The organism is Bacillota bacterium, assembly GCA_030019365.1.
Classification (GTDB): Bacteria; Bacillota; Sulfobacillia; order JACIYH01; family JACIYH01; genus JACIYH01.
The window spans coordinates 177084-192780 of sequence record JASEFA010000001.1 but is presented as its reverse complement, the minus strand read 5'-3'; the positions used below and the strand labels follow the sequence as shown (position 1 = coordinate 192780).

Here is a 15697-nt window from a genome sequence, read left to right as displayed (position 1 = left end):
CGGCGGATCAAGCTTTCAGTCCCGTCTACGTCCGGGTGATGCTTGGTGGAAGCGAAATATAATGCCACCAGCGCGCCCGACACCTCAGCTTTCAGTCCCGTCTACGTCCGGGTGATGCTTGGTGGCTGGCCGATTCCACAGACCAATAGTAGCGCCACGGGACTTTCAGTCCCGTCTACGTCCGGGTGATGCTTGGTGGTACCACGTTTTCAAAGGTTTCATGTACGAGCTTAAGCACTTTCAGTCCCGTCTACGTCCGGGTGATGCTTGGTGGCCCTGCCGGGGAAGCTGGTGCACGTCAAGCGTTACTCTTTCAGTCCCGTCTACGTCCGGGTGATGCTTGGTGGCGCCGCTGCCCTTGACCGACCGCATGACGGTTACACTTTCAGTCCCGTCTACGTCCGGGTGATGCTTGGTGGCCAGGGATTCGACCAGTTCTTGCCTGTTCTTTCCCTTGCTTTCAGTCCCGTCTACGTCCGGGTGATGCTTGGTGGTGCCAGAAAGCAACGCGCAGGCCCTGGGGCATGAGCCTTTCAGTCCCGTCTACGTCCGGGTGATGCTTGGTGGTCGAATCCCGAAAGGGAGGGAACGGGATGCCAAAATCTGCTTTCAGTCCCGTCTACGTCCGGGTGATGCTTGGTGGGGCCCGGTCAGCCGCCTGCCCTGCCGGGTGAGGAACCTTTCAGTCCCGTCTACGTCCGGGTGATGCTTGGTGGGTCGACGCCAGACCAGCCGCAGTTGTTGGAGGCACCCTTTCAGTCCCGTCTACGTCCGGGTGATGCTTGGTGGCGACCGCGCCGGGCGAAAATCGGTCGCGGTCGTGCCTTTCAGTCCCGTCTACGTCCGGGTGATGCTTGGTGGCAGGATTGCCGCCGTTTGCGTGCCATGGCTCAGAAACCTTTCAGTCCCGTCTACGTCCGGGTGATGCTTGGTGGGAAGCGGCGCCGTCTCTCTTGTTTTGGGGCGAAACCTTTCAGTCCCGTCTACGTCCGGGTGATGCTTGGTGGCAAACTGGTGACGGTGAAGAAGGCGCGCGAAGACAGACCTTTCAGTCCCGTCTACGTCCGGGTGATGCTTGGTGGACGAAGCGGCTTCCCGCCCTGGGCGGGGGTACATAGCGCCTTTCAGTCCCGTCTACGTCCGGGTGATGCTTGGTGGCCTCCCAGCAGACGCAGCCGAAGTCGGGGCGCGTCACACTTTCAGTCCCGTCTACGTCCGGGTGATGCTTGGTGGTCCGCTTGCCTGCGGAGGCGGTGGCAACCTGAGCTCTTCTTTCAGTCCCGTCTACGTCCGGGTGATGCTTGGTGGGATTCCTTGAGGAGGGGAGAGACTGGTATGGGGAAAACTTTCAGTCCCGTCTACGTCCGGGTGATGCTTGGTGGGGCAGACGCCGCAGGAAACCCTTGCAATGCGCCGAGCTTTCAGTCCCGTCTACGTCCGGGTGATGCTTGGTGGGCATCTCAGCACCACCCCCCAAACTTCTGCCTGGGTACTTTCAGTCCCGTCTACGTCCGGGTGATGCTTGGTGGTGGAGGAAATCGGGCAATCCGTAGGGCTGAAAAAGCTAACTTTCAGTCCCGTCTACGTCCGGGTGATGCTTGGTGGCTGCCACGGGTGCTACGGCAGCGGCAAGGTCGTGAAGAACTTTCAGTCCCGTCTACGTCCGGGTGATGCTTGGTGGCCTGCCGTGGCATCCTGCGCCGCGCCGAAAAGCGGCTTTCAGTCCCGTCTACGTCCGGGTGATGCTTGGTGGAGGCCAGAAGCGATGCGATGGAACTCCCAGTACAGGGCTTTCAGTCCCGTCTACGTCCGGGTGATGCTTGGTGGGTGGGAGGAACAGTCCATAGCATGGCAGTGCAAGCATCCACTTTCAGTCCCGTCTACGTCCGGGTGATGCTTGGTGGGGCCGTGGAGCAGGAGGAGGCAGAGAGGCAGTGGCAACTTTCAGTCCCGTCTACGTCCGGGTGATGCTTGGTGGAGTCCCTTTTACTGTCGTCGACCGTGAGTTCTATCCCACTTTCAGTCCCGTCTACGTCCGGGTGATGCTTGGTGGGGACCTGCCGGTGGTGGAGTCGATCTTGGGTCAATGCCTTTCAGTCCCGTCTACGTCCGGGTGATGCTTGGTGGCAAGGGATACGTGCGGAAGGAGGGCAGGGCGGCGTGAGCTTTCAGTCCCGTCTACGTCCGGGTGATGCTTGGTGGAATCTGATTGAGTTTGCGTCGAATTCATGGAAACCCTTTCAGTCCCGTCTACGTCCGGGTGATGCTTGGTGGCATTCCAGGCTTCCCTTACCGCCATGCGTACAAGGTCCTTTCAGTCCCGTCTACGTCCGGGTGATGCTTGGTGGGACCCGGATACAGTGCAGGTCATGAAGGTATTTGACCCTTTCAGTCCCGTCTACGTCCGGGTGATGCTTGGTGGAGATGTATTCGCTGTGGGTGGGTCGGCTTCCTGCAAGGGGTTGCCGCTATGCGCACGGTGTAAGGATCGGTCGGAAATCCGAAGGGGCAGCCATTGCGCGAATACCCTGGCGATCTTCGAAAGGCCATCGGGGGCCGGAATGCCTGTGGCTCACGGCCCGAGGTGTTCCGGCATTACGCCAGTTTGGTATGATCCAATGCCACATGCCTGGCCGGTAGGGGCCATCTTCGGAAGGGGCATAACCATGCAGAGACTGGTATGGCGATAGCTCGTGCCCACGTACCCGACCCAGGCGGCAGGCGGCAGCTTCGCAGAGCTGCCCAAGTCGGAGGGTGACGGGCCGAATGCCGCCGTTGACCGCAGTCCCGGCCCGTCACCACAACGAGTCCGTTGTCAAGGAGCAGTCGCTTGCCTCGTTGGATTCCCACTACGGAGGTGCAGGCGGTGCGGTGATCATTCCGACGAAGAACCAACACAACGGTATACGTCAGTCGGGCTTCCTGTCCAGGGAATTCGTGGATGCGGCGGCGGCGGCCTGGCCGGGGCTTGCGGGGGCGGCGGCGGGGGAGCCCCAGCCCCGCGCCGTCCCCTGGAGAGGCCGACAGCGAGCCGCATCGGTGGGCGTCAGTTGCCCGAGCGCCGGGAGCGAGGACCGGGCTGGCGGCCATCCGATGGCCAGCAGGTCGGGTGGTACGGACAGGCGGGATGGCAATCGTCCGCGCGGCCGGGGTCGATCTCCTCGGCGATCATGCGCATCTTCTCGTCCCGCTCCTCGATGAACCACTGCCTCACCTCATCGTCGATCAGGTGGAAGTCCTTGGAGATAACCAGGCGGTCTTCACGGAACTCGGCATAGATCAGGCAACCCACGTTGATCGGATACTCGTGCAGGGCCTCCATCACCAGTGCATAACCAGCGGTCGTGAGCCGGTGAAAGGGGCGACGGTCGCCGAACTTGAGGTCCAGCACCATGGGCTCGGAGAATGTGAAGGCGTCTGCGCTCAGGTTGGCGCTGAGACCGAGGAAGGACCCGTCCAGCTTCTGCTCCACCACCACCGGGATGGCCAGCGACACCAGCGAGTCCTCCCCGATATAGGGCTGCTTGGCCAGGTATTCCTGAATGCGAGCGATGATGCGGGCCGCCTCGAACTCCCAGATGATGCGGCACCGGCGCATTACCTCCTCGAAGCCCTCGTCTCCCAGCGATGCCCGGTGGCGCTCCAGGGGCGCGGGATCGGGTTCCCTCAGCGTCTGCACAATTTCCTGGTACCCGGCCACCCCCTTCTCGTAGATCAGCCTCTTGGCGCGGACCATGATGCTGACCAGGGTGTCGTGGAAGACGGAGCCGAGTGTCATGGCCCTGTTGGGAGGAGGCTTCACCTTGTGCACCCGGCGCAGGAACAGGTCGCGCCCGGTGGGGCAGTACCGGGAAGCCACCTCGTACAGGGCCAGTTTGACGTCGTAAAGAGGCTCGAGGGGCGGCCGGTTCCAGTTCCAGCCCCGCAGGTCCTCGTTCACCTCGTTCTGCCTGGACTTGGGGATAAGGCCCTTCAGCAGGCGCTTGCGCTCCTCCTCGGTCAGGAAATACACGGTGCTTCCCTCCCCCACCGGGGTGCCCGCCCGGCTTGCTCACCGCCGCCGGGACTGCTCTTCGCCCGGGATTGCCGCTCTACGTGACGTCGCCGCAAAAGCGACGGTACTCGCAGTCACGACAACGGGCGCCCGACCGGGTGCGGGCGGGCACCCTTTCCTGGGCGATCATGCGGCGGATGGCACCCATCATCCGGCGCAGGTGGATGCGCATGTTCTCCGTGATGTCCACCGGCTGGATGCGCTTGCCGGGAGACATGTAGAGGAATCCCGTCCGCACGGCGCGACTGAACTGCTCCTCAACCAGTACGGCGTAGGCGGTCAGTTGGTACTTGTGGTTGAGCGCCGGCTCCCGCGTGGAGTACTTGAACTCCACGGGGAAGTAACCGCGAGGGGTGACCAGCAACAGGTCGAGGATACCCGTCAACCCCAGGCGATCAGAGCGCAGGTGCACGTGGAAGCGGCGTTCCCCCTCGTCCAGGCCGTACTCAACCAGCTTGCGCCGCTTCTCCAGGCGATCGAGTTCCAGGTGTTCCAGTTGGCCGTGCTCCATCTTGTGAGTCACCTTCCGCTCCACCGGCAACACGTACTGGTAGTACACCACGCGGGGGCAGTACATGAACTGCTTGAGGTCGCTCACGCGCAGCGGCAGGATCTCGCCGGTCGCATCCTGGCCCATGGTCCTTGCCCCCACGGTTACTCCCGGACGGGAGGAGGCTTGTACTGGATCTCCACCCGCAGCGCCATGTCCTTGTCGCACAGAGGGTAGATCTGGATGTTCCCTTCTTTCCTGCCCAGCAGGCGCTTGAGCCTCTGCTGGAGTTCCTCCCGCCGGTTGCGGTTGAGATAGCCGAAGAAGGCGCTGTACTGGATGCGCTGGAGCCCGTAGTCCTTGCAGGTCTCCGAGATCTTCGTGCGCAGGCGGTCATCCACGATGTCGTATATCACCAGGGTCTGCACCGGATCACCCCGCCGCCCTCAGCATCACCCACCCCAGCCGGCCCGCAACTCCTCGCCAGACCGCCCGCCCACGCCTCACCAGGTGGCCACGAAGGGCCGGTAGTTGCCCTCCCGCCGCACGAAGGTGGCCAGGTGTCGGGCCTGCCTCTGCATGATGGTCTTCACCTTGTGCTTCTCCCCCTCGTACCGCTCGGTGGACTCCAGCCTCTCCAGGACGCGGTCGGCCACCTCCCTGCGGGTGGGCTGGGTGAGGCGGCCTTCCTCCATCTGGGGCTCGAAACCGCGGCTGATCATGGCGATGATGGTGCGATCCACCACCTGGGCCCGGAACTCTTCCACGAAGTCCAGGACCAGGCTGGGCTTGCCGGAGCGGTCGGCGTGCAGGAACCCTCCGTATGGCTCCAGCCCGGCCAGCAGCAGGGCCCCGGAAGCCTGCTGGTAGAGGATGCCGTAGCCGTAGTTGAGCATGGAGTTGAAGGGATCGGTGGCGCCCCGCCTCTCCCGGCCCACGAACTCCACCTTGCCCAGGATGACCTCACCCACCATCTGCCAGTACTCGTCCGCGGCCCGCCCTTCGATGGACATCATCTGCCCGCGTATGGCTTCCACGTTGGATGCCTCGAGATCGTGCAGCTCCGCTCTGACGGCATCCATCCTCTCGGCCGCCTCATACAGCCGGCGGTGCAGCGCGGCGTCGATGCTCCGGCGGTGCTTCGCGAAGTACTTGAGGACGTTGATCTGGTTGCGGATTTTCCCCTCCACGAAGGAGCGTGCCAGCTGGAGGCCCCGCTCGTCGTAGTACGCCAGGAGTTGCTCGCGCCGGGTGATAACCATGCCGGACAGGTGGGGCGAGGTGATCTTTGCGTACGGTTTCCCCGATCCGGAAAGGAAGTTGATCTGAATCCCCTGCTCCACGCACTCGCGGATGGCGTCGGACGACACGCTCACCCCGCCCGAGGCAATGGTCACCTGCTCTACGCTCACGAACGGGACCTCCACCAGCACCTCTTTGCCCTGGCGGACCACCAGGCGCTCTGACCGTTTCCCCACGAACGCCCCATATTGATCCACAATCACATGCCCGTCCACTTACCGGCTACACCCACATCGAGTACTCACGAAACCCAGGACCGGTATTGACCAACCCGAGGGGGATCACCGTGCGTACGAACACTCGGTGCCTTCCAGCCTTAGCATCTGCGGGGGAAAAGGAGCTCAGCACATCGAGCGTAGCGTCCGGCCCGAAATCATCCAACTCAGCGATGTGAGCTCGGGGAGGGATGGTCCACTCCGCCGGCCCGTTGGTAGGCTCAGTGAACGCCGCATCCAGATTCGGCAACCGGTAGACGCCGTCATACTGCACAAAAGAGCCACGTTTCCCCACGTAATTCACGTGCGGAGCGCACTCGACAAGCACCTCCGCGATGTGATCCTCCAGCAGACCCAGGTCAAAAGCCCACCTCCACCTTCCCGCGAAATGCACAAACTCGCGGTAGGCCACGTTCGGCCCGTAAGGCCGCAGAGGGTCCCCTTGCCGGGACTCTTGCCTGATCTTAACGAAGGTCCGGGTTATCACCGCCCGAGCCGGCGGAGACAAGCGGATTTCCACTCGCGACAGGCTCTCGAGAAGGCTGCCGCACAACGCGTCGGGGAAACCAGCCCGGAAGGCCGCGTCGACGAACGCCATCTTAACCGCGTAAGGAGTGGGTACGAGTAACGTGATGCCCACCGCACTGGTGGCGCGGCTGGACTTAAGGGAGAACAGGCCCACCGGGACGTATTCGAAGACTAGCCACCGGCCAGGGCCCGGGACTCCAGCGACCGGACCCGGCGCGTTCAAACGGTCCTCGCGGCCCGCCCCCGTGGGGGCGCGGGGTCGTCCCGAATCGCTCTTCATGCCTCACGCCCCCGGTACTTCCAGAGATTCAGCGATGTTGGCCAGGATCTCCATCCCTTCGGACAAGGTCCTGAACTGACGCACCTCCACACTCCCGGGACGCATGGCGTTCAGGATCTCTGCGGCTCGGCCCACCTCGTCAGCGTAGCGGTCGCTCAGCGGACTGAACACGGGGGCAGGCAGGGAACTCGAGGAGACCGCGACCGCGCCTTCACATGCCACAATGTGGGGGTTTTGCGTGTTTCGTTGAGCCCCTGCAGGCTTGAGCAAAGTCGCTGCCAGCGCCCAGACCGCGGCTACGGCTCGTGCTTTGCGCGATGCCGCCGGGACGGCCGCCTTCCGGGTGACATCGTTTGCTCCGATTCTGCAGACATCGAGGTTGCAGACGAGTGCGTATATGCCGGAAGAAGCGGGACGATGGAATATGGCCTGACGTCCCGCAACCGTGTCTGCGCCTGTAGCCGCAGCCCGCCCCTCAGGGGCATACTTGACGTGGAAATACTGTTCTGTCACGGTTCGATCCGGGAGGCCCACCACCCAGCCGAATTCGACGGTGGACTTACGGCCAACGGCACGCCTGCGGGTTACGAGGGCACCCGCGATGTCGGTCAAGCTGCAGTCCTGGAGCATCTTGTCGAGGATCTCGGACTCCATTGCCATCCGCTTTTCGGTTCTACCGTTGACCGTAAAGGACTGCTCCTTTTCACAGAAGTCAACGAAGGCGGGGTTAAGTGCGTTGATACGGTCGGCATCTAGAATCTTCGCTCCCGGGGATAGGGGCTCCCCGGCTTCTTCCAGCAGAGGAACCAGGTGTTCCACGAAGATATGCTTGAACATGTCGCCGCTTATGGCGTTTACCACTGCCCGCTGTCCGGCGTGATCGATGATGTGCACCATCCTCGTCAACTGTTGGTTCCCTTCGGTACCTTCGTTGTTCAGACTGTGCATGTCCAGAACGAGGCGCGCGCTAATCCCGACAGAGAACACTGTACCCATCAGAATCCACCCCCTGAATCAAGCTAGCTTTCCACCGATGGAGCCTCCGACCCCGGCTCCTCTTCCCGATCCTCGACCACTTCGTCCCGAACCTCGCGACACGAACCGAATGCGCAGAGCAGTGCACCTACAAGAGCGGGCCCGTACCTTTCTACCAACCGACAGAACGAAGCGAAGTCCTCCGTGGTTACGTTGGATGGCGCAGCCCTAAGGTCTTTCTTCACCTCCCTGATCCTGGCATTCTCCGCATTGTACACCGAAACGAACTCCGCGACTGTCTCCACCAGAGCAGGCCCGGGCAGGTTGCGATTGCGCCTTAGCTCGTGCAACAAATCGTACCGGATCTCTCTGTGATCACGATTCACGGCCTTCAAGGCTTGGGCGCTCACCGTCGACCTGCGTACTGCGGCCGCTACCGCGTTGAAACCGGGGTCATCCAGGATCGCCGAATAACCTCTAGCGTTCTCCATAACGATCCTCCTTACCAGCGAATCCGTGAATCTGGGAGGCCGGCGAAGTCCCCCGTCGCGGGGACTTCCGTAGGCCCTCATCCAGAAGCAGCCGTACCGACCGAGAAAGTCCAAGAGTTCGTGGGTACATGACTCACCGCGCGCCTGCAGAAAGCGGCGGTAGCGTAACAACAGATCGATCTCATCGGATCGGTTATCCCGTAGAGCCCTAAGGACGCGCTGGTGTTCGTTCAAAACCTCCAGCCAGGCCTCCGCGTCATGTGCGTTCCTGATCGGAAACCAGCCGGGCAGCTCCAGCGTCATCATCTCAGTCACGGCACGAGCTTGGCCCAGGGACTGATAGTTGGTGATCATCACTCCGCTGATTACATCTGCCGGACTGTTGCCCCCCATGAGCAGGCCGGGGAAGAACTCCTCCCCGACGTGGTAGTCCTCGGAGTGCCTGATCAACAACTCTGCCAGGCGCAGCACGGCGAGCGCATCGTGCTTGGGCGGACCCCCACCCAGTCGAGACCGGCGGAGCGCTCGAGCGACCGCCTCAAGGTTCCGCACTGTAATGTGGCGGGGCACCGGGCAAATAAGGCGTACGTGCTCCCCCCGCGGGCCGTGGAAATAGCCCCAAGCCACTCTGAAGTAGCCCCGGTACTTGAGCCATTCCACGAACGGGTCCGTCCAACGTTCCTTCGTCTTGTCGTTCCTGTCCGTGCTGTCCGGCTTGAGACGGGCATAACCCTTCGGAGCGTTGGGATTGAAGATCTGAACCAGGGTGGCACCCCACTTGAGCCCGCTGTGCTGTCCCGAGGCAACGGCCGACAGCCCTTGCTCCAACTGTTTCCAGAAGGTGGCCCCGTCGACACTCACTATGGCTCTGTATACTTTGTTGGCCGTTTCGTGCCCCTGGAGCACTCTCAGCATCTGTATCTCACGCCAGTCGCCGCGCAACACGTCTTGCTGCTCCAACTCCCGTTGCTCCGCATCTGCCGGAGCTCGCTTGCTTCGTGCCTCCCTGAAGCGATCGGCACGCTCTCTCTCCGCCTCGTAGTCCACAACGTCCCCGGCGCCTGCTGGCGGCGCGGAGGCCCCGCCCAGCTTTAGGTAAGGGTAGCCGGGGCGTTGAGGTATGCGGGCCACGGCACTCTCGTCGAGGGGATGACCAAGGCGGACCCGGTACTCCGCTTCGTTTTCAATTACGACCACCGGCCCGGCTGTGGACTCAGCGAGGACGTCCGCAAGGCCAACCGCCGCCAGAACGTCGGCATGAGTCCCCGTCACTTTGGGAATGCCAAACGTGTCTCCTAACTCAGTCATCGGAACCCACCTCCGCCGTCGCCTGTTGATCCGACAGACGCAGGGTCCTGATCAGGTATGCCACCAACGGCCACCAGCATGCGATCCGATCAGGGCCTACCACCTCCCGCACAACCCGCTCGAGCAGGCCCTTCTTGTCAGCGTGCTTTGCAAGGCGGACTACCCTCTGCCCGTCTGGCACCCAACCGACGACCGAAGCCAACTCCTGCGGCCAACCGTCCCAGAGCGGTGCAACCTGCATCCCTAAGTCTCCCGGCAACCACCCCCCGTGGTGAGCTAGGATCGCAACCACGCATGCTGCCCCAACCTGTGCCCTCACACCGGTGGGAAGAGCCTGCAAGAGCCGTGGCAGAAACAGTCCAGCGTAGTACGCCCCCGCCGCAGCATGCGGAGGACGACGCAAACCCAAAGCCCGCTCGCGCCTTCGATCGTCCCGGCTCTCAGGGTTGAAGTCGGTGTGCGCGATGGCGCGCGCATGGACGTATCCGGGCCGGGTTGTCTCCATGGCGGCCCGAGCCCACGCCTGCCACGTCGTCTGGACCTTGCCAAGGTCGTGAAGCAGCGAAGCAGCACCAACCGCAGCCTTCGCCGCAGCCCAGTCAAGGCCATATCGCTTGACCAGTCCCCCACCCACCAGACCCCCGTCTGGGCCTTCCCTTTCCAGACGCGCCAGCGCCTGCGAAGCCACCTCTCTGGCATGGCGCTCCCATGTTTCACCCTTGATAGTTTTCCAGCCAGGCCTGTCGGGAACTGACCGGCTCGGGCTGGTCATTTCGCCGGGGACACCCAGCCGAAGTCCGAGCTCGCGGTCGTAGGCAGCCACAGCGGGTGACAGGCACACCACATACGCTTGACGCACATCTTGCTCGGCAGTAACGGATTCCCAGGGTTGCTCGTCATCGCCTTTGTAAACCCACCCTCGGAAAGCCGTGTGGTGTCGTCCGATCAGCCCGTAGAGGGTCGTCCTGGGGACGGCTACGCCCTCCAGTTCCCCGGGTGACCCGGGCGGCTCAGGCGCAATAACGACGCGGATGTTATCTACCTCGCGGATGAGATCTGCAACCCTCACGTGCTGGCCACCCAGGGAATTGTCCTCAATCCGGCGGAGGCATTCCTCGTAGCGGCTGCGCCACCCGTCGCGGAGCGCCAGCCCGTCTGACTCGCCGTGGGCCTTCTCCACCCATCGAGCGCACAGCTCAGGGGTCAGCCTCGTTGCACCTCGGCCGATGGTGTCCTGGGCGACCCGGATCTCCAAAGCCTCATAGGGGCGGTGTGCATTTCCGTCTGGCGGGAGGGGATAGACGTGAACCAGACCCGTTTCATCTGGAAACCTCGCGCAGCGTCCGGCACGTTGCACCAGAGAATTGATGGGGCACATCTCGGTGTGTAAGTGTTCACATGAGATATCCAGACCCGCCTCGATGACCTGGGTGGCGACCAGGATGCCCCCGCCGACGGCCCCCTTCCCGAACCGTTTCCGTAGTTCGGCTTCTTTGCAGCTGCGGTCAGCCTTGAGAAACCGCGAGTGAAGCAAGACGATCTCGCGAGGATCATACTGCTGGCGCAGCAACCGAAATAGCTCCTGGGCCCGCCCTACCTGGTTGCACACGACTATAGAGCGTCTTTCGTGCACCCTGAGCACCGACTCAGCCGACAGGCAACTCTGCTCGACGGTCAATCCTCGCGAAACCGAGTCGACGGAGGGCAGTTCCCTAAGGAGCGCATCGAATTGTGCGGTGCCGCGAGGTACCTGGCGAACCTCAAGGGCTTCACTCAAAGCGCGGACCAGGGACTCCGTAGCTGTGGCCGTCATCCAGACGCTCTGGCAGAGCCCTGCGAACATGTGCATTGTCGCCACGGCGGTCAGGAATGCCTTCTGCGGCTCCATCAAGTGGAACTCATCAAAGACCACCAACGCACCCGCGATTGCGGCTGCGTTGATGTTGCTAAGCCGATCTGACAATCCGTAAGGACCACAGAGGAGGCCACTAAGGACCTGGTCATATGTAGTCACCACTATCGTGCCCCTGTTGAAGAATGGGTCGTCTGGCTGTTCGCCGGTCTGCAGGGTAACCGCGACAGGTTGAGCCAGACGTTGCGCGAGACGCGAGGCCTCGACGTAGATACCCTGCGCCAGGGTTCGAAGGGGAAGCGCGTAGACCAGCCGCGCCGGACGCTGCCCCCACCCCTCATAGAACAGTGGGACCATCGCAGCCCACGTCTTGCCTGCGCCTGTGGGAGCACGTAATACCACATTATGGCCAGCGGTGAGTTCTTCAGCCAACGTAACCTGATAGTCGTAGGGGCTGACTCCAACGACACTTCTGAAGAACTCCCTGTATCGGTCGGGCATAAAGGCTGACATACCTGAACTACCCCGGCGGCGTAAGAGCAGTTGGTTGTTCCACGAGCCCGTACGTCCGGCTCATGCAACCGATTTCGTCGGCGACCATTTGGCGGAGGTCAGGTGGGGCCAGCACCTCGGCGCCGGCGCCGTACTGCAGCACCCAGCGCTTTACCTCACCCAGGCCGCCCACCCGCATGCGCATCACCAGGGAGCCGTCTTCCCCCTCTTCCAGCACCTGACTCTTGTGCCACTGTTTTCCCTTAATGTATCGTGCTTGCTCGGAGGCGAAGCGGATGACCACGTCCCGGGGCTCGCCGCGCTCGATGCGGAAGCCGCACGAGAGGTACTGGCGCAGGTCGAAGTCGGCAGGGATGGTGAAGGTCTTGTCAGTGAGGCGGTAGTCGCCGATGCGGTCCAGCGCGAAGATGAGCACCTTGCCCCGCAGGTGGCAGTGCCCGATCACGTACCACACCCCGTCATAGAGGTGCAGGCCGTAGGGGTCGATCTCGCGCTGGGTGTGGGCGTCACGGGAGGCGGTGTAGTATTCCATCCACACCGTGCGTTGCGCAGCGCGAGCGCGGTCCAGGTCCGCGAACACCTGGGCCACGCGCTGCTCGTCTCCTCGCAGCGGCTCCACGTCGAAGGTGATCCAGCCCACCATGTCGCACGCATCCACCGTAACCTCGTCGGGCAGCAGGGCGGTGAGCTTGTCCAGCGCCCCGCACACCTCCCTCTCGTAGGGGGTGCCACGACACTGGCGAAGCAGCTTCTCTGCCAGGAATATGGCCACCGCCTCGCCCTCGGTGAGGCGCAGGGGCGGGAACTCCGGGGTCCCACCCACGTAGTAGTACCCGCGCCTCACCGGGTCGTAGGCGATCTCGGCCGCCAGCCAGATCTTCAGCTTCTCTATGTAACGCTCCGCCGTCCGTCGCGAGCACTCCAGCTCTTCGGACAGCGTCCTGGTGTTGGGATAGCGCTTCTCCTTGATCAACCTGTGGATGGTGAGGAGCCGCCAGATCACGTGGCGGTCAGGCGGAACGCCGGGCTGCTTGGCCTGCTGCACGTGCGCCACCTCCGCAGCACTCCACTCTGCGCGCCCGCTCCCGGGGGCGTCAGGCTCACTGCCTCGCACGTATCCAGCTTAGCGCACCCACTCCGTCATTAGGTGACGGACCACATTACCCCCTGACCGACCCTGCCGACACCGGTCTGTTGCGCGACCGACTCGCCATACCACCGTAGCACCTGCCCACCCCCCGCACGGCGCACGCCACTCCCCCAACCAGCGCAGCCGTATGGGTCACAGGGAGAAGCGGTACTGCCCCAGGCCGAAGGTGGCGTTCTTGCCCACGTGGACCAGCCACCCGAAGGCCAGCAGGGGCAGGAACTCCTCCAGGTTGCCCCGGTAGCACACCTTACCCGCCAGCCCGCCCAGATCCATGGCCGCCTTCTGCCGGGCCGAATAGCGCTGCCAGCCTTCCCACCTGAGGGTGAGCGGCTCGGTGACCACCCCCTCTGCCCGGGAAATCATCCCCCGGAAATCGAGGTCGACCTCCACGCCGTGGTAAAAGTAGGCCAGGGTGGACAACCGCCGGAGGAGGGCCCGTACCAGCACGTGGAACTCGGGCACCCGCACCAGTTGCCCCTCGTGCTGGAGCCGGGTCATGGTGAGGAACTCCACCTCCAGGGCGCGGCGCGGCAACCCCCGCGCCCACTCCTCCAGATCCTCACCCCGTACCACCACGTCGGCATTGTAAACCCGCCCCGAGCCGCCGTCGAACACCCTCTCCTCCCGGCCATCCACGGGGTGGACCCCGTTCACCCGGCGGAGGAAGGCGCGTCCCCGCTTCCCCCCACTCCACAGGCCAATGCCCTCCTGGCCGAGCTCCCGGAAGACCACAATGAAATAGGGCAGGTACTCGATGGCCCGCCCCACCAGCATGAGCGTGAACTCCAGGTCCTGCCCCGCATCCACCACAGTGCGGTGGTCAGAGGGAGGCCGCAGCACGAAGGGCCGGGCCACCTGCTCGAAGTTGCGCAGGCGTTCGGCGTCGGGGCCCGGTCCGCTCTCGAAGATCACGCCGTAAGGACAGGACGGCCGTAGCACGCAATCGGGGCAGTCACCGTCCCTGAGGGAACAGCTCACCCGCTTGAGGACCGTCCCCAGCGCCCCCCGCAGCACACCACCTTTGTACGGCGGCAGATGAATGGGTGTGCGCGCCTCCAGCACGAACCGGTACCCGGCCACCCGCAGGCCCTCCAGCAACGACCCCGCCCCCTGTGTCCCCCCGCGCCTTTGCTTCCCAGCCTCTTTCTCGACGCTCTCCAGAATGATTCGATACAGGGTCCCTCAAACCCTCGTTTGATAAACTTGTAAACAGGGGCATATCTTTCGGGTGCCAGAAGAATGGACGCCTCAGACCACCGCCTGCGGCCATCCCATCTTCCGCAGCTCCGCTACGGCCAGGTCCGTCAGTGCCACCCGGTAGCGGAAAAGGCCGCGTCCGGTGGCAAGCAGGGCCCGGTGGATGGGCCCCTGCAGTTCCCCGATGGTCGCCCAGCGGGCCGAGGCGATCTCGTCCCTGTCCTCGGGCTCGAGGCTGGCACCAGGCGGCTCGAGGCTGGCACTCGGGGGCTCGAGGCTGGCACTCGGGGGCTCGAGGCTGGCACCGGGGGGTTCGAGAGGGGCGCCCGCCCCGCCCGCGCACCGGGGCTCCGCCCACCGGGGCTCCGGACGGGCGGCGAAGACGTGGCTCGTCCAGGCCTGCTCCCGTCGCCTGCTGCCCTCCTCGAAGAAGGTCACGCTGATCCTGAGCAGATAACGCTCCAGGCGGATATCGAGGCCCGTCTCCTCCCGCATCTCCCGCCTGATGCCGTGTTCCACATCTTCGTGGAGCCGGATGCCCCCGCTGGGGGCCCGCCATACCCCCGGGGGATGGAAATGCTTGCGGATGACGGCCACCTGCCCCCGCCCGTCCAGGATGAAGCAGGTGACGTCATGGGCGCGCCCGTCCTTGCGACTGTCGAGGACCATGTCCATCTCGGCTGTGGAAACGGCCTGCGTCACGTCCACCAGCCGCGGTTGCCCGTACCGGGCAATGAGCGGTGCCAGTTTCTCCGCCGTCAGGAACACTTCTCACTCCCCCCGACGTCGCCGCCAGCGCCCGCCGCCAGCTTCTCGCTCCCCCCGACGTCGCCGCCAGCGCCCGCGGCCGGCTCCTCGCTCCCCCCGACGTGGTCATCAATGCTCGCCGCCAGGCGCTGCGGGTCTCCGCGCGCCAGCAGCGACAGGACCTCTTCCCTCCGGGACCAGGGGACGAGCAGGTGGTCGCGGGAGTAAGCAGAGAGGGCACCGCAGGTGATCCCCGCCCGTGCCAGGCGGGCGGTCACCTCGGCCAGGAATCCCACCACGTCCCAGGGAAGAGGTGTCAGGCAGGTGACGAGGGCCCAGCCCCTCTCGACGCGGGTGCCCGGGATGCTGCCCAGGTCCTCCGCCTCCAGCACCTCCCGGGGTGCCACCACAGTCACCTCGAAACCGTCGTCAGCCCACCACACCGGCCTCGCCACATCCCCGCTCGCCAGGGCGGCCAGCACCCGGCGCCCGGCTTCCTGCGGAAAGGCCGCGATCGCGATCTCCGCGGGCCCCACCTGCCAGGCCGCCTCAGCCACCAGCCTGCGCGTCCTCTCCCCATCATCCATCAGCTTCG

The 15697-nt window shown here is 63.9% G+C and carries 12 protein-coding genes and 1 CRISPR repeat array (1 of these 13 running past the window's edge); all 12 genes read right to left on the bottom strand.

What is annotated here, in order from left to right; all coding sequences use genetic code 11:
* Nucleotides 1–2422: direct repeats of the CRISPR family, unit length 37 nt; unit sequence CTTTCAGTCCCGTCTACGTCCGGGTGATGCTTGGTGG; it reaches 9855 nt to the left of the window's first position.
* 624 nt (nt 2423–3046) lie between these two features.
* Nucleotides 3047–4012 (bottom strand): type I-A CRISPR-associated protein Cas4/Csa1, encoded by a 966-nt coding sequence (gene cas4a, locus QME70_00895; GenBank protein MDI6893164.1) that lies wholly within the window; start codon nt 4010–4012, stop codon nt 3047–3049.
* A gap of 79 nt (nt 4013–4091) precedes the next feature.
* The gene (gene cas4, locus QME70_00890; protein MDI6893163.1) at nt 4092–4691 is read right to left on the bottom strand and encodes a CRISPR-associated protein Cas4; all 600 of its coding nucleotides are present in this window, start codon (nt 4689–4691) and stop codon (nt 4092–4094) included.
* Nucleotides 4692–4708: 17 nt separating this feature from the next.
* Entirely contained in the window at nt 4709–4972 is a 264-nt protein-coding gene (cas2, locus tag QME70_00885; GenBank protein ID MDI6893162.1) for a CRISPR-associated endonuclease Cas2, read from the bottom strand.
* A gap of 75 nt (nt 4973–5047) precedes the next feature.
* Entirely contained in the window at nt 5048–6049 is a 1002-nt protein-coding gene (gene cas1, locus QME70_00880) for a CRISPR-associated endonuclease Cas1 (GenBank protein MDI6893161.1), read from the bottom strand.
* A 19-nt stretch (nt 6050–6068) separates the two neighbouring features.
* Entirely contained in the window at nt 6069–6869 is an 801-nt protein-coding gene (locus QME70_00875; GenBank protein ID MDI6893160.1) for a hypothetical protein, read from the bottom strand.
* Between the two features lie 3 nt (nt 6870–6872).
* Nucleotides 6873–7865, bottom strand: a complete 993-nt coding sequence (locus QME70_00870; protein ID MDI6893159.1) for a DevR family CRISPR-associated autoregulator — start codon at nt 7863–7865, stop codon at nt 6873–6875.
* Between the two features lie 23 nt (nt 7866–7888).
* A complete protein-coding gene (locus QME70_00865; protein MDI6893158.1) occupies nt 7889–9643 on the bottom strand; it encodes a hypothetical protein in 1755 nt (584 codons plus the stop codon).
* On the bottom strand, nt 9636–12008 hold the full coding sequence (gene cas3 / locus QME70_00860) for a CRISPR-associated helicase Cas3' (GenBank protein ID MDI6893157.1): 2373 nt from the start codon (nt 12006–12008) through the stop codon (nt 9636–9638). Before cas3 ends, QME70_00865 begins: the two co-directional genes overlap by 8 nt.
* Nucleotides 12009–12015: 7 nt before the next feature.
* The gene (locus QME70_00855; protein MDI6893156.1) at nt 12016–13053 is read right to left on the bottom strand and encodes a transcriptional regulator; all 1038 of its coding nucleotides are present in this window, start codon (nt 13051–13053) and stop codon (nt 12016–12018) included.
* A 237-nt stretch (nt 13054–13290) separates the two neighbouring features.
* Nucleotides 13291–14256 carry a CRISPR system precrRNA processing endoribonuclease RAMP protein Cas6 gene (gene cas6 / locus QME70_00850; GenBank protein ID MDI6893155.1) on the bottom strand — a complete coding sequence of 322 codons (966 nt, stop codon included), beginning with the start codon at nt 14254–14256 and terminating at the stop codon, nt 13291–13293.
* Nucleotides 14257–14406: 150 nt separating this feature from the next.
* The gene (locus tag QME70_00845) at nt 14407–15123 is read right to left on the bottom strand and encodes an NUDIX hydrolase (protein MDI6893154.1); all 717 of its coding nucleotides are present in this window, start codon (nt 15121–15123) and stop codon (nt 14407–14409) included.
* Nucleotides 15114–15689 carry an ACT domain-containing protein gene (locus QME70_00840; protein MDI6893153.1) on the bottom strand — a complete coding sequence of 192 codons (576 nt, stop codon included), beginning with the start codon at nt 15687–15689 and terminating at the stop codon, nt 15114–15116. Before QME70_00840 ends, QME70_00845 begins: the two co-directional genes overlap by 10 nt.
* Between the last annotated feature and the right edge of the window lie 8 nt (nt 15690–15697).

Coding starts and splice junctions, on each gene's coding strand:
- cas4 (MDI6893163.1), bottom strand. CDS start 4,691: ATGGGCCAGGATGCGACCGGCGAGATCCTGCCGCTGCGCGTGAGCGAC.
- QME70_00875 (MDI6893160.1), bottom strand. CDS start 6,869: ATGAAGAGCGATTCGGGACGACCCCGCGCCCCCACGGGGGCGGGCCGC.
- QME70_00870 (MDI6893159.1), bottom strand. CDS start 7,865: ATGGGTACAGTGTTCTCTGTCGGGATTAGCGCGCGCCTCGTTCTGGAC.
- QME70_00865 (MDI6893158.1), bottom strand. CDS start 9,643: ATGACTGAGTTAGGAGACACGTTTGGCATTCCCAAAGTGACGGGGACT.
- cas3 (MDI6893157.1), bottom strand. CDS start 12,008: ATGTCAGCCTTTATGCCCGACCGATACAGGGAGTTCTTCAGAAGTGTC.
- QME70_00840 (MDI6893153.1), bottom strand. CDS start 15,689: ATGGATGATGGGGAGAGGACGCGCAGGCTGGTGGCTGAGGCGGCCTGG.